10 protein-coding genes are annotated in these 14,602 nt (G+C 70.3%); 5 read left to right on the forward strand and 5 right to left on the reverse strand.

The window, feature by feature from the left end:
* Together J5Y05_RS15075 and J5Y05_RS15080 are read right to left on the reverse strand one after the other, a co-directional pair.
* Positions 1–366, reverse strand: coding sequence for a site-specific integrase (locus J5Y05_RS15075; protein WP_307853920.1), 366 nt, complete (start codon positions 364–366; stop codon positions 1–3).
* A 175-nt stretch (positions 367–541) separates the two neighbouring features.
* Complete coding sequence (locus J5Y05_RS15080; protein ID WP_210872516.1) at positions 542–871, reverse strand: hypothetical protein; 330 nt, start codon at positions 869–871, stop codon at positions 542–544.
* Between the two features lie 323 nt (positions 872–1,194).
* On the opposite strand from J5Y05_RS15080, the gene J5Y05_RS15085 reads away from it, so the two are divergent.
* A complete protein-coding gene (locus J5Y05_RS15085; RefSeq protein WP_210872518.1) occupies positions 1,195–2,541 on the forward strand; it encodes an NsdA family TPR-like regulatory protein in 1,347 nt (448 codons plus the stop codon).
* Here the strand turns inward: J5Y05_RS15085 and J5Y05_RS15090 are convergent.
* The gene (locus J5Y05_RS15090; protein ID WP_210872520.1) at positions 2,519–3,052 is read right to left on the reverse strand and encodes an NUDIX hydrolase; all 534 of its coding nucleotides are present in this window, start codon (positions 3,050–3,052) and stop codon (positions 2,519–2,521) included. The genes J5Y05_RS15085 and J5Y05_RS15090 overlap by 23 nt on opposite strands.
* An 838-nt stretch (positions 3,053–3,890) precedes the next feature.
* On the opposite strand from J5Y05_RS15090, the gene J5Y05_RS15095 reads away from it, so the two are divergent.
* Positions 3,891–4,238 (forward strand): hypothetical protein, encoded by a 348-nt coding sequence (locus tag J5Y05_RS15095; RefSeq protein ID WP_210872522.1) that lies wholly within the window; start codon positions 3,891–3,893, stop codon positions 4,236–4,238.
* 27 nt (positions 4,239–4,265) lie between these two features.
* Positions 4,266–4,601 carry a DUF4145 domain-containing protein gene (locus tag J5Y05_RS15100; RefSeq protein ID WP_210872524.1) on the forward strand — a complete coding sequence of 112 codons (336 nt, stop codon included), beginning with the start codon at positions 4,266–4,268 and terminating at the stop codon, positions 4,599–4,601.
* Positions 4,602–5,058: 457 nt separating this feature from the next.
* Here the strand turns inward: J5Y05_RS15100 and J5Y05_RS32265 are convergent, their stop codons facing one another.
* Positions 5,059–10,692 (reverse strand): CLIPPER-2 domain-containing protein, encoded by a 5,634-nt coding sequence (locus tag J5Y05_RS32265; protein WP_210872526.1) that lies wholly within the window; start codon positions 10,690–10,692, stop codon positions 5,059–5,061.
* Between the two features lie 746 nt (positions 10,693–11,438).
* Between J5Y05_RS32265 and J5Y05_RS15110 the strand changes: the two genes are divergently transcribed.
* Positions 11,439–12,389: a DUF4232 domain-containing protein gene (locus J5Y05_RS15110; RefSeq protein ID WP_307853921.1), complete on the forward strand. Its 951-nt coding sequence runs from the start codon at positions 11,439–11,441 to the stop codon at positions 12,387–12,389.
* 632 nt (positions 12,390–13,021) lie between these two features.
* Here J5Y05_RS15110 and J5Y05_RS15115 read toward each other — a convergent pair.
* The gene (locus J5Y05_RS15115; protein ID WP_210872530.1) at positions 13,022–13,879 is read right to left on the reverse strand and encodes a bifunctional DNA primase/polymerase; all 858 of its coding nucleotides are present in this window, start codon (positions 13,877–13,879) and stop codon (positions 13,022–13,024) included.
* A 382-nt stretch (positions 13,880–14,261) separates the two neighbouring features.
* Here J5Y05_RS15115 and J5Y05_RS15120 point away from each other — a divergent pair, with 382 nt between their 5' ends.
* Positions 14,262–14,588 (forward strand): hypothetical protein, encoded by a 327-nt coding sequence (locus tag J5Y05_RS15120; RefSeq protein WP_210872533.1) that lies wholly within the window; start codon positions 14,262–14,264, stop codon positions 14,586–14,588.
* Positions 14,589–14,602: the final 14 nt, after the last annotated feature.

Raw genomic sequence — 14,602 nt, forward strand, 5'->3', positions numbered from 1 at the left:
CTAGAGCAATCGACTCTCTATCAGAGCGTTGGCTCTGTCTTGAGATCCATGTATCGCCTTGGCGTAGAAGCGGAAGAGGACCGCGATGCTGTGGCCGGCTCGGCGGGCGACCTCGGCGGGCGTGACACCGGAGTCGAGCCAGAGGGAGACGCCCGCGTGCCGGAGGGAGTACGGCACGTCTGCCAGCGGGGAGGCGACCTCGGCCTCGGTCAGGACCTCTTTGCGGGCAGCCTGCCAGATCTCGCCGTACTCCTTCGAGAGCAGGTGGCCTCCCTGGACCGCGCGGAAGAGGCGACCGTCCTCGGCTGTGCCGAACTCCTTGATGTGGTCACGGACCAGGCGGACGAGGACCGGAGGGATGGGCACAGAGCGGGTGGCCTTGCGAGCCCGCTCCTTGAGACCCCGGGCGTCGAAGGACTCGCCGGTGTCTGTCCAGCCCGATCCCACACGCGGGGTGCTGGTCGAGAGGATCAGCCCTCCCCAGCCTTCTTCCGGGAGGAGGAAGTCGTTCTCGCGCAGCCCGGTTGCTTCCCCTGGGCAATCAGCCGGTGCACGAGACCTCCTCCGGGGCGTCTTCCCAGGTGTGCTGCTTGGCGTGGTCGGCGAACAGACAGCAGCCCTCACCGTCGGGCCCCGGGGCGACCACCGGGCAGTCCGACAGCACGACAAGTTCCGCCTCGTCCGTCCCGTGCCAGCGGAGCCACAGCGCAGTCCCGTACGCCCCGGCGTCGGTGAGGAGACCGAAGTGCTCACCCTCGTCGTGCGCGGACAGCTGGCACTGCACCGCCCTGTCGATGTACGCGGCGGCCGACCTCTCCCGCGCTTCCCGTGTCAGGTCGAGGGGCACCCAGCGCCAGTGCGCGCAACGCATCACGACACCATCCGGAAGGACGCGACGGCAATCCGGGCTTGCTTCGAGCACCGGAGGCAGACGCACGGCGGGTAGCGGCCCGGGTTCTCCGGGACCACCGGGTCCTCGCCCACGCGTACCTCCGTGAGAGGCCCCCACGTCTGGCCGGAGTCGCGGGAGACCCGCAACGTCATCCGTACGTCTTCATGTCCGTTCGCCATGGTCAGGAGCATCGCGATCCACGGACCCGGCCAGAAAGGCCAAGCGGATTACCCAACTTGGGTAACATCACCCTCGGTTGACCAAGTGCAGCGATCCGTAGTCCTCACGCCGGAGCGTGCCCGATGCCCGAGCCATCTCGCTCGAAGGAACTCCCGGTCAGCCTGCTCACGGACCCAGTCGTGATCGAGGCATGCCAGGCCAGAGACTTCGGCCGCATCTTTCAGCTGGTCAAGGCACGAGCAGGCATTTATCCGTCCATGATCGCGCGCCGCTGCGACCTGACCCCGAGCCGCGTGGGTGAGGTGATCGCCGGACGGCGGCAGTTGCTGCACATGGACGTGATCGAACGGATCTCTGACGGGCTACGCATCCCCGGACACATGCTCGGACTTGCCCGACGCTCCTGGGAGACGCCACCCAGCCTGACGGTCACACCCCGCCAACCGGCCGAGGTACCGGCCTCAGCCGTCGAACCGCTGGTCGCCGGACTACCGGGGGCGGACGTCGACAGCATCCTCGCCCTTGCTGCCGAGCGGGATCTCAGCGCCTCGACGCTGGACGCGTTGCACTCGTCGATCGCGGACTACTGGCGCCGGGACGACGAGCACGGCGGCGAGACCTTGCGGCCGGCGGTCGTCGGCCAGCTCCGCTACGTCGTCGACCTCCTCAAAGAGCAGCGTCCGGTTTCTTTGCGGGACGGCCTGCACAGCATCGCGGCCGAGCTGGCCCGGCTCACCGGATGGACCTATTTCGACGCCCGCCAGTACAACCAGGCGCGCGCCTACTTCACCGAATCCCTCGGCCTGGCCAAGGCCATCGACGACCGCCAGTTCATGGCCAACGTTCTCGCCTGCATGAGCCTCCAGGCCACCTACCAGGACAAGCCCGGCGACGCCCTCGCACTCGTCACGGCCGCCCAGGACAAGGCCCGAGCAGCCGCAGGGACGACACCGCGCGTACTGGCCATGCTCGCGATTCGTGAAGCCTTCGCCCACGCCACCCTGGGCAATCACGGGGCGACCCACACCGCGATCTCGGAAGCTCACACCCAGTTCGGACGGATCGGCACCAGCGATCCGGACCCAGCCTGGGTCGCTTACTTCGACGAGCCGAAGCTGATCGTGGACACCGGCATTGCGCACGGCCGCCTGGGCGAAGCCGCCCTCGCAGAACCTCTGATTGCGGACGCTCTGCGCCGAGAACACCAGACGAACCACCGAGGCCGCGCCTTCCACGCCTTCTGGCTCGCCCGCACCCAGCTCCAACGCGGCAAACTGGACGAGGCGTGCCACACGGCCATGGACGCCCTGGCCCCAGCGGCGGCCGTCAGCTCGCAACGAGTCGCCGGTCACCTCCGGGAGTTCTACGAGCAGTTGGGGCCCTTCCGTCGGGAACCGGCTGCGGTGGCGTTCGAGTCCCGGCTCCGGGAAGCGTTGCCCCGTCAGGTCAGCGGATTGCCTCGTCCATGAGCACGTAGAGCAGCCCGACGAGGGAGCCACTGCTGACGATCTCGCGCCGGTCGATCATGCCCCGCACATCGGTCAGCGGGATCCACTCGATGCGGTCCGACTCGTTCTTCTCGGTCGGCGGGCCCTCGTACGTCGCCGCGTCGGCGCGGAAGATGTGGTGCTGGGAGTCGGTGATGCCGTTGGCCGGCTCGGCGTAGATCAGCGGCGTGATCGGCCCAGGCCTCCAGCCAGTCTCCTCCAACACCTCACGGGCCGCCGCGTCGGCCGGGGTCTCGCCCTCCTCGACCAACCCCATGGGTAGCTCCCACGCCCACGCGTTCGTGATGAACCGGTGTCGCCACATCATCAGCACTTCGCGCTGCTCGTTGACGACGGCTGCCACAGCCAGGTGGCGGAGCTTGACGACGTGGTGCTCCCAGCGGTTCCCGTCCGGCGTCTCGACGTCGGTGAGCCACAGGTTCACCCAGCTGTTCTCGTAGATCGGACGTTCCCCGTGGATCTTCCACTGCATCGCTGCGGCCCCTCTCGATCGGCCTCCAGCATCGCAGAGCTACAGCCACAGACTGCCAGGTTCAATCAAATTCACGTCATAGTGACGAATAGGTGGCCGGTCTGAGGAGACGCGGATGGTAGTGATTGGCCCTCGCCCAAGACCGTGAGCGGGGGCCAATCTGTTGTCAGCCAGTTACGAAGCCAGGGCTAGCTGTTGTTGTCTTCCTGACGACTGCGGCGACGCCACCGTGCGAGTGCACTCCGGCCCGCCAATACGCCGATAGTTGTCACAGTGCTTGCCGCCAGATTGGCGAGGATGTCGATGAGGAAGCCCTGCATGTGCTCTCCATGGGCAGCTTGAAGCTACCCACCGGATGAGCGGGCTTGCGGCGAACGTCACGTACGTGACTGGAAAGTGACCCCGTCCTCGCCCAGGGACTGCCCTATCCATACGGCAGCAGGCTCATGGTAGCAACGAGACGTCCAACTCGGTGAAGCCCGCAGCTCGCATCTCGTCTACGAGCTGCCACCACCTTGTTGCTTCAACCTGGGGCGTACGCGGGCATGCTGGGCACCTGAAGATGTATGAACTGCGACCCATCATGGACCCAGGCTCGGCGTCCCGCATGGGTGACGCGAAGTATCTGAAGGCATGGGTCATCCCATGGCTGCCATCAGCTTCGCGTCGGGCCATCGTCAGACGGACTCGCGCGTGCTGGCCCCTATCGGTGCATACGATCCCGACTCGGTACTCCTTGGCCATACCGACAGTCTCCTGTAACTCTCTTAAACCGTATGCCCACGTAACCTTCGGCAGCGATGCTTGAGAGTTCCATCGCTGCAGTCGGAGTGCTGATATGCCCAATCAGGAGCAGGTCCTCTCGTACGCTCGCTCACTGGCCCAGACGTTGCAAGAAGGTCTGGTGTGGAAGCCCGGTCGGAACGGGGACGGCCGGGGCTGGTGGCAGATATCGGACCATCAGGAGCTTCCTGCTCTGATGGCCAACGCGTTCGCGGGCATGGAGTTTCTGCGCCAGTACGCCGGTGAGGACAGCTTCTGGACCTCCCGTGCTGCTGAGGTGTACCAAAGCAAGGGAGATAACCAGTCCACTGAGTCGGGAGCTCGCGCCGTCGGTGATGTCCTGCTCACCTGGGTTCGCCAGGTGGAAGCAGGCGTCAGCGAAATCGTGGGTGCTCGCGCTTAGTCGGAGGTCGGCCTGATCAGCACGGACATGATGGGCCAGGTACGGCGGCTACTGAATGACAAGCAGACCCATCCTGCTGCGGCCATCGTGCTGTGCGGTGCAGCATTGGAGAGCGCACTGCGGGCGCTGATTGAGGCCCGCGGGCTTGAACTGCCCGAGCGCCCCTCGCTCAGCACGTACTCGCAGCTTCTCCGTCGGGAGGAGCTGATCACCAAGCAGGAAGCGAAGGATCTTGAGCAAGTCGGGGGACTCCGGAATGCGGCGGCTCATGGTCAGTTTGAGGAGCTGAGCCGAGAACGCGCCGGCCTCATGGAGCAGCAGACCAACCTCTTGCTCAGCAGGATCTCTGAGCTTCGCCTGTAGGGCTGCTGGGGACGGTGCGATCGCGCCCGTGCTGGTCGCAGTGGACCCGGCGTGGACCGCGTGGCCCCACAAGGGCTGATGGTGGGGTCGAGTATGCACGTCAGGTGCGTTCGAGGGGCTTCCCCCAGCACTCTCTTGAAAACCGTCGTGGCGCGAGTCACCGTGGGTTCAAATCCCACACCCACCGCTTCGCAGGTCGGAGGCTTGCAGGTCGGAAGGGGTGCCACCTGGGTAGGTGGCACCCCTTCCGCGTGCGCCTTGTTTCACCCCGATCCGGGGGTGTCCCGCGTTTGACCAGTGCGTATGGGCCATCTGCGGGCCAGGAATCACGGCCCGTCGGCCTCGTGCTCGTGCTCCGCCAATCCTTCCTCGATCAGTCGGACCCGTTTCGTCCTCGTGGCCCTCGCCCCGGTGACCGTGGCTGGATGCCGTGGTCACCGGGGTGAGGGGCGGGCCGTCAGGTGGTGCGGCGGCGGCGCTTCGTCAGGGCCAGGGCCGCTGCGCCGATGAGCAGCAGGCCGGCGGCCATGGCTGCCACGCCGAACAGCGTGGTGCCGGTGCGGGCCATGATGCCGGAGAGGCCGCCGGGCGGCTGGGGAGCGGCGGGCTTGGCGGGCACGCCGGGTGCAGCCGGGTCGTCCGGTACGGCGTCGACCGTCGCGGTGGCCTCGGGCGAGGTCACCTCGGTGGTGCCGGCCCGGCCGGAGGCGGTCGCGGTGTTGACGACCTTTCCGCTCGCCGCCTCCTCGGCGGTGATGGTGTGCGCCCGGGTGGTGCACTCCATCGTCTCGCCCGGCGCGAGGCTGGTCCTCGGGCAGGTCACGTCACCGGCGGTGGGGTCGGAGACCTTGATGTCGGTGACGGTCAGGGTGCCCTGGTTGGCGACCTGGAGCTTCCACGCGATGCGGTCCCCGGCGTCCGTCCTGCCGTTGTGGTCGGCGTCGGTGACGTCGGCCGTCTTGGTGAGCGCCAGCCGGGCCTGCCCGTCGGAGGGCACGGTGATCTCGGAGGGCGGGGAGACCGGCGGTTCGCCCGAGGGCGGGGTGCCGGTGGCCGTGGCCGAGTTGGTGACGGTACCGGCGTCCACGTCGGCCTGCGTGACCGTGTAGGCGGCCGTGCAGGTGACCGTGGCTCCGGGTGCCAGGGAGGCTGCTTCCTCGGGGCAGTTCACGGCCTCCAGTTCACCGCTTCCGGTGAAGTCTCCCTCCTTGACCTTGACGTCCTTGACCGTGACGTTTCCGGTGTTGGTGACGGCGAACCGGTAGGTGATCTCCTCCCCGGCGACCAGCTTGCCGGGGTTCTCCGTGCCGGCCGACTTGACCACCGACAGCGCCGGCTTCGGCTCCTGCGGCACGGTGACCTCGGAGGGCGGGGAGACCGGCGGTTCGCCGCGGGGCGGGGTGCCGGTGGCGGTGGCGCTGTTCTTCACCGAACCGGCGTCCACGTCGGCCTGCGTGACGGTGTAGGCGGCCGTGCAGGTGACCGTGGCTCCGGGTGCCAGGGAGGCTGCTTCCTCGGGGCAGTTCACGGCCTCCAGTTCACCGCTTCCGGTGAAGTCTCCCTCCTTGACCTTGACGTCCTTGAGGGTGACGTTGCCGGTGTTGCGCACCGCGAAGCTGTACGTGATCTCCTCCCCGGCGACCAGGTTCTCGGCCGTGCCGCCGGTGGCGGACTTGACCACGGACAGGCCGGGCTCGTTGGGAGCGGTCACCGTCGTCCCGGAGGACGGGGAGACCGGCGGTTCGCCGCGCGGCGGGGTGCCGGTGGCGGTGGCGCTGTTCGCCACCGAGCCCGCGTCCACGTCGGCCTGGGTGACCGTGTAGGCGGCGGTGCAGACGACCGTCTTCCCCGGGGCGAAGGAGGCTGCGTCCTCGGGGCAGACGACGTCGCCCAGGGTGCCCTTCCCGTCGAAGTCGCCTTCGTCGACCGTCACGTCCTTCAGCGTGACGTTTCCGGTGTTGGTGACGGCGAACCGGTAGGTGATCTCCTCCCCGGCGACCAGTTCGTCGGCCGAGGCGGTCTTGACCACCGTCAGTGCGGGCTCCTCCGGCGCCGGGACGGTCGTCTCGGACGGCGGGGAGACGGGCGGTTCACCGCGCGGCGGGGTGCCCGTGGCCGTCGCGGAGTTGGTGATCGAGCCCGCGTCGATGTCCTGCTGGGTCACCGTGTAACCGGCGGTACAGGTCATCGAAGCGCCCGGAGCGAGGGACGCGGCCTCCGTGGCGGGGCAGACGACGGGGTCGAGCGTGCCGTGTCCGCTGAACTCGCCCTCGTCGATCTTCACGTCCGTGATGGTGACGTTGCCCGTGTTGGTGACCACGAAGTCGTACGTGACCTCCTCACCGAGGATCAGCTTGCCGGGCTCGCTGCTGTGGCCGGTCTTGACCATCGACAGGCCGGGCTCCTGCGGCGGGGTCACCGTCGCCTCGCTCGGCGGGGAGACCGGCGGTTCACCGCGCGGCGGGGTGCCGGTGGCGGTCGCCGCGTTGGTCAGGGAACCCGCGTCGATGTCCTGCTGGGTGACCGTGTAGGTCGTCGTGCAGGTCACGGTCTCGCCGGGGGCCAGGGACTCGGCCCCGTCCGGGCAGACGACGGGGTCGAGCGTGCCGTGTCCGCTGAACTCGCCCTCGTCGACCGTCACGTCCTTGAGCGTGACATTGCCCGTGTTGGTGACGGCGAACGTGTAGATGATCTCGTCCCCGACGGCCGGGTTCGCCGTGGAGGCGGACTTGACCACGGACAGGCCCGGGTCGTCGTCGGTCTTCACGGTCGTCTCGGACGGGGGCGACACGGGCGGTTCGCCGGAGGGCGGGGTACCGGTCGCCGTGGCGGTGTTCTTCAGTGAGCCGGCGTCCACGTCGGCCTGGGTGACCGTGTAGGTGGCCGTGCAGGTGACCGTGGCTCCGGGGGCGAGGGAGGCGGCGTCCTCGGGGCAGACGACGTCGCCCAGGGTGCCCTTCCCGTCGAAGTCACCTTCGTCGACCGTCACGTCCGTGATCGTGACGTTGCCCGTGTTGGTGACCACGAAGCTGTACGTGATCTCCTCACCGGCCACCAACTGCTCGGCGGAGGCGGACTTCACCACCGCCAGTCCGGGCGCCGGAGGCTCGGTGATGGTGACCTCGCTCGGCGGTGACACCGGAGGTTCGCCGGAGGGCGGGGTTCCGGTGGCGGTGGCGGTGTTCTTCAGTGAGCCGGCGTCCACGTCGGCCTGGGTGACCGTGTAGGTGGCCGTGCAGGTGACCGTGGCTCCGGGGGCGAGGGAGGCGGCGTCCTCGGGGCAGACGACGTCGCCCAGGGTGCCCTTCCCGTCGAAGTCACCTTCGTCGACCGTCACGTCCGTGATGGTGACGTTGCCCGTGTTGGTGACCACGAAGCTGTACGTGATCTCCTCACCCGCCACCAGGCTGTCGCCGGAGGCCGACTTGACCACCTCCAGGCGCGGGTCGGACGGCGCCGGGACGGTCGTCTCGGAGGGCGGCGACACCGGCGGCTCACCGCGCGGCGGCGTACCGGTGGCCGTCGCCGAGTTGGTGATCGAGCCCGCGTCGATGTCCTGCTGGGTGACCGTGTAGGTCGCCGTGCAGGTCACGGTCTCGCCGGGAGCCAGGGACTCGGCCCCGTCCGGGCAGACCACGGGGTCGAGCGTGCCGTGTCCGCTGAACTCGCCCTCGTCGATCGTCACGTCCGTCAGCGTGACGTTGCCGGTGTTCTCGACCGCGAACTCGTACGTGATCTCCTCACCGAGGATCAGCTTCCCGGCCTCGCTGCTGGAGGCGGACTTGACCACGGACAGGCCCGGGTCGTCGTCGGTGTCCACCGTCGTCTCGGACGGGGGCGACACGGGCGGTTCGCCCGAGGGCGGGGTACCCGTCGCCGTGGCGGTGTTCTTCACCGAGCCGGCGTCCACGTCGGCCTGGGTGACCGTGTAGGTGGCCGTGCAGGTGACCGTGGCTCCGGGGGCGAGGGAGGCGGCGTCCTCGGGGCAGACGACGTCGCCCAGGGTGCCCTTCCCGTCGAAGTCACCCTCGTCGACCGTCACGTCCTTCAGCGTGACGTTGCCGGTGTTGGTGACGACGAAGCGGTACGTGATCTCCTCACCCGCGACCAGCGCGCCCGCGGAGGACGACTTGACGACCTTCAGCGCGGGGTCGTACGGCGCCGGGACGGTCACCTCGGAGGGCGGGGAGACCGGCGGTTCGCCCGAGGGCGGGGTGCCGGTGGCCGTGGCCGAGTTGGTGATCGAGCCCGCGTCCACGTCGGCCTGCGTCACCGTGTAGGCGGCGGTGCACGTCATCTGCGTACCGGGGGCCAGGGCAGCCGCCCGGTCGGCGGGGCACTCCACGACCGGCGGCGAACCGGTACCCGTGAAGGTGCCCTCCTCGACCTTCACGTCCGTGATCGTGACGTTGCCGGTGTTGGTGACGACGAAGCTGTACGTGATCTCCTCGTCCGCGACCAGCTCGTCCGGGCTGCCGCTGTGACCGGACTTGACGACCGTCAGCGCCGGGTCGGCCGCCACGTCGACCGTCGCCGAGTCCGGCGGGGACGTCGTCGGGGTGGTCTCGTCCGGCGCCGTGCCGTGTCCGGTCGCGGTGTTCTCGACGGAGCCCGCGTCCAGGTCGGCCTGGGTGACGGTGTAGGTGCCGGTGCAGGTCAGCGTCGCGCCCACGGCCAGCGGACCGGCCGGGCAGTCGATCGCCGGCGGCGTACCGGTGCCGGAGAACGCCGTCTCGGTGACGCCCGGGTCCGCCAGGTCGACGTTGCCGGTGTTGGTCAGCAGGAAGGAGTACGTCAGCTTCTGCCCGACCGCGTTCACCGTGTCGGGGGCGGCCGTCTTCTTCACCGTGAGGGCCGGTTCCACGGCGCAGCTCGTCACCGAGGACTGGTTGTTGCCCGTACCGGGGTCCTGCTCGTTGGCGAGGACCGCGCCGGTGTTGGTGACGCAGCCGGTCATGCCGGCGGGGCTGTCCGCGGTGACGGTGACGGTGTTCTCGGCCCCGGCGAGGGTGCGTCCGCCCACGCAGGTCACCGCGTTGCCGGAGACGGAGCAACCCGGCGTCGTGGTTTTGACGTTCGTCAGCGGTGCCGGGACCGTGTCGGTCACCGTGTAACCGCTGGAGTTGCCGGGCCCGTTGTTCTTCACCTTCAGGGTGTACGTCACGGTGGAGCCGGGCTTGAACTGCTCCGGGCCCGTCTTCACGAGCGAGAAGTCCGTCGGCAGACCGGGCGAGGCCGCGCCGTCGTTGTTGCCGCTGGCCGGGCCGGGCGACGTCGAGACGAGCGTGAACGTCGGGTTCGCCGCCGCCGGGTTGGTGATCCGGAACTGGGTGACCCGGCCGGTGACGTTGTCGGAGAGCCCGATGTTGCCGTTGCCGAACGTCCAGGCCGCGCCGTACGGGGCGGACGGCAGGAACGGCGCCGCGAAGTACGTGACCGTCTTGGTCGCGCCCGCGCCGAGCAGGTCGACCCGCACGACGCGACCGTCGTTGGTACCACCCCAGAAGTAGCCGTCGGCGAAGGTGAGGTCGGCGGCGTTGGGTGTCGCGGACAGTGTGATGGTCGCGAGGACCTTGCCGTTGGCGGGGTTGATCCGGTGGGCCGTGGTGTTCCCGGAACCTCCCACGTAGAGGTTGCCGTCGGAGGCGAAGCTGCCCCAGTTGGTACCGCTGGGCACGGTCTCCGTGCCCACGCGCGTGACGACGCCGCCCTGGCCGATGCGGATGACCGAGGAGGGCGGGATGCCGCTGCCCGTGGTTCCGCCGACCCCGTACAGGTAGTTGTCGGCGGTGTTGTAGCCGATGGAGTTGTAGGTGATGGGGGAGGCGGCTCCCTCGGGCTGGAAGGTGACGCTGCCCGAGGCCCCCGTGACCGCCTTGTAGAGGCGGGTCGGTATCTCCTGGCCGACGAAGACGGTCGGGTCGGCCGGGTCGAACGGGCCCCCTGGCGCGGCCTGCGTGCGCGACGCGGTGACGAGCGGTGTCACGACCGCGCCCGCCGTGAGTATCAGCGCCATCACCAGCAGGCCGATGAACGAGCGTCTCGGGCGCCTTCTGTGCCGTGCCGAGCGGTGGCGAACTGCGGCGGTCATTCAGCCCCTCCGGATTCCGCCGCGGTATGCCCCGCGGCATGTGCGCTTCGTTCGGCCGGCTCTCCGTGGGGCTTTCGGCCGCCCGCTCCCGGTCCGGGCCGCCCGAACAGCCCTCTTCCGGGTGCGGGCTCCGCGACGCCAGGCCCTCTCCTCATGCAGTTCATGCCGGAATCTCCCTCCAGAACATGACCAATGGGCGCATCTGTCGTAATTCGCTGCACACGCACCGGAGTCAAGCAAAGGAGACCTGACGCTGAAAGGAGAACGGATCACCATTGCCGGGGTGTCTGCCGTCTTTCATCACTTTCCATGAGGAGCCGCGCCGCGCCGGGTCAACCGAACGATGGAGCCCTGCCGGCCGGTGGGGCGGGCCGGTGCCGTAGGGGTCGTCGGGGTCGGCGCGACCGGTCGCCGGGGCGTTCCGGACGGGCCGTCAGGGGGCCGAGGGCCGGGCTGTCCGACCGTACGCGGCCACGTTCTGTGAACGTCGGCTCGGCTGGGCCTCTCCGGAGGGAGGCGCCGCGTGCCGCTGTGACAGGGCTGTGACCGGAGGTGTGGCTTCCGTCACGGTCGTCCGGGAGGTGTGCTGGTGGGGTGGGGCGATGCGTACCCCGAAGCCTCTCGTGGTCACCGGCGCCCTGCTCGCCTCCCTTGTGCTCGGTGCCTGCGGTACCCAGACCACCGCGCAGGGGGGCGGGGGCGGGGAGACCGATGCGGCTGTGACTGCGGCGCAGTGTGGTGCGGTCGTGACCACGGATGCTGCCGGGGCGCCTGTGGGCGATGAGGTGGACGGGGTGCGGATCACCGGCGTGTCGGGGGTACCGGCGGGCGGATCGTCGCCGCGCGTCGGCGGGTCGCCCGGACCGGACGGCGGAGCGGGCGGTGAGCGACCCGGCACGGTCGGCCTCGGGGACGTCTCCGTCACCGCGGACCCCCTGCCGGAGACCGGCGGTCCGGCGGACACGGGCCGGCCTCGCTGCACGGTCACGTACACGGTGACCAACCCCGAGAAGGAACCGTTCACTTACACCATCACCTTCGGTTTCCACTCCGAGCGGGAGCCCGCCGGGTCCCGTACCCCTCGGGCGGTCGTCGAGGTGGAGGCCGGGGGCACCCTGCGGCGGACCGTGGAGGAGAGCGCCCCCGACCTCGGGTTCGACCGGGTGGGGATCAGCGACGTGAAGCGGGTGCCGACCGCGCAGGCGCCCGCCGTCGGAGGTCCCTGCCCGGCCTCCGGGCTCCGGCTGACCGCCGACGACGGGACCGCCGCCGCGGGGCTGCGCGTCGTCGGACTCCGCCTGGAGAACTGCGGCTCGCACCCGTACTCCGTCGAGGGCTACCCGGTGCTCGACCTGCTCGACTCCGCCCACAAGCCGGTCGAGGGCATCCGGATCGTGGAGGGCGGCGAGGGCATCGCGCTGGTGACGGGGTTCGACGACCCGCCCCGGCCGGTGACCCTCAAGCCGGGTGAGGCCGCCACCGCGGGCCTGATGTGGCGCAACACCACGGAGTTCGGCGACGCGGTGACCGTGCCGTACGTCAGGGTCCGCGCCCGTGACGGCGCCGACCCGGTGATGGTGACGCCCCACCTCGACCTGGGCACCACGGGCGCGCTGGGCGTCAGCGCCTGGCGCGAGGCGAACGAGCAGAACGAGGGGGACGAGGGGAACGGGGACAGCGCGCCGGCACAGCCGTGACCGGGCGGGGGTGCTGGGAGCCGAGAGCCGAGCCGATGGGCCTCTGGCGGGCTCTGGGCCCCGCACGGGTGAGCTACGCCCGGCCCCTTCATGCCGCCCACGGCCACCGGCCGGGGCACCGCTCGCCGCTCGCCCGTATCAATCGATCCGTATCAGTTGGCCCGTATCAGTCGGGCCGTACGGGGGCGCGGGTCGCGGCACGCGCCCGTACGTGTGCTGCCACCGCCGCCTCCGGGCCCCCACGGCGGTGACCGGAAGGGGCGGCTCCGGCGTACTGGTTCGCGGTGGCGGGGCAGGTGCGCGGCGACGGGCCCGTCGGCCGGTGAGGAGCGCTCGGCGGTGGGCTCGGGCGCCCCGGTGCGCCGGTCGGCGGAGGGTCGGGGCCGGGTAGTGCTCCAGGGAACCGGCCCTGCCCCAGGTCGCCACTGCCCGGCGGCCACGGTGAGGCGCCGGTGGGAGCGGATGGGGTTGGGCAGGCCGGGCGCCGGCAGTCCCCGGGCGATCCGGGGTCATCCCGGGCAGCCCCCGGGCCATCCCGGGTGGCTCCCGGGCCACCCCCGCGCCGGACGGAGGAGGCGGAGGCATGTCGTCGACGAGGCAGAGTCGTGGTGCGGTGGGCCGGTCGGGCCGGGTCAGGGTTGACGGCCGGTCAGGCGGGCCGCCGAGGCGAGGGTCGCGCGGGCCTCCCGTTCGGTCAGGCCGGTGTGGAGCGCGGCGGCGGTCAGCGGCTCGCGGAGGGCGGGGCCCATGCCGTTCTCGTAGGCGCGGCAGGCCGCCCAGAACAGGCGGGTGTTGCGCTGCCCGGCGTGGGCGGACCGTACGAAGCGGACGAGGCCCCGGCCGTGGCCGCCGTCCGCCGAGGGGCCGGGTCGGGGCGGCGGGACGAGGAGGTGGAGCAGGGTGGAGGGGCACGCCGCCGGGGCGAGGTGGGCCGTGCCGGGGGCGACGGTGTAAGTGCCGCGCCGGGTGCGGGAACCGGGGCCGACGAGGTACCCGCCGGTGCCCCGGACGTCGACGCCGGGTGCGAGACGGCCCGCCGAGTTGGGGACGGCGACGCCGGGCGGGCCGGTCAGCCACAGGTGGCGGCCCCCGCTCGGGGTGCGGACGACCATCGTGGGCGGAATCGCGAACAGATGCCGCAGCGCCTCTTCCCGCAGGCCGGCCGAGGCACCGGCGCCCGCGACGATGTCCACGTCGATGCCGATCAGGTGGTGCGGGGGCCTCCCGCAGGCGATGCCGTAGCCGGTCGCCCAGGGTGCGGCGGCGAAGAGCCGGCGGACGCGGGCGGGGTCGGCGGAGGCGTCGTGCACGCCGTGTCCGAAGCGTCCGCACTCGCCGTGGCAGGGGGCGGCGTCCGGAGCGTCGCGGTGCGGGGAGTGCAGTGCCGGGAGCTTCGTCCGGGACAGGGGGAGGACGGCCAGGCCGCGGGCGGCGGCGGCCAGCGCGTGCGCGAGGGCGGGCGTGGTGGCCTGCCGGTCGATGGTGGCCATGACCCCATGGTCGTACATACGTTCGAAAAAGGGAAGGGGGCTCGCGCGCGGCGCACCGGGGGTGGCGGGTGGGGCGGGAAGGTGCCGGAACGCTTCACCTCTTGCGGTGCTTGAGGTGGTGATGCCGGAAGTGCCCCTTGGTGGGCAGACAAGGGGCGTGAAGGGGTTTATCGGCATGTCGTCACGCTTGAGGGCGAATAGTGGCGTCCGGGTGGTTCGCCGGGGGGCCGTCGGGCAGCCTGATCGTGCGACGTCGTCCACACGTCGAGGGGGTCGGCCAACTTCCTTGACACGCAAGCTCGTTCACAGAGTCATCCGTCATTTTCCCACTTCTCGCGCCGTCGGCAGGAAGCCGGTGCGCACCTTGTTCTGGAGGAACAACATGGCAAGCATCCGTACCGCCCGCGTCGTCGCCGCCGTCGCCGCCCTGCCGCTGGCCGCCGCCCTCTTCGGCGGGATCGCGACGGCCGACAGCGGTGCCCTCGCGGACGACGGATCGCGCGCGACCGCCACTGAGGCGTACTCGGGCATCCTCGGCAGCGGCGTCGGCAGGGACAACTCGGGCAACTCGGCCACCACGCAGCAGCAGGCGGTCGGTTCGGGCGCCTCGAACCAGAGCAACACCGCGCAGGTCGACGGCTCCGCGTTCACCGCCGTCAACCAGGGCAACGCGAACGTCGTCATCGGCTTCTCCCCGCTCTGGTGGTGAGCTGAGGGCCGGCG

This window comes from Streptomyces tagetis, from assembly GCF_018069565.1.
Taxonomy (GTDB): Bacteria; Actinomycetota; Actinomycetes; order Streptomycetales; family Streptomycetaceae; genus Streptomyces; species Streptomyces tagetis.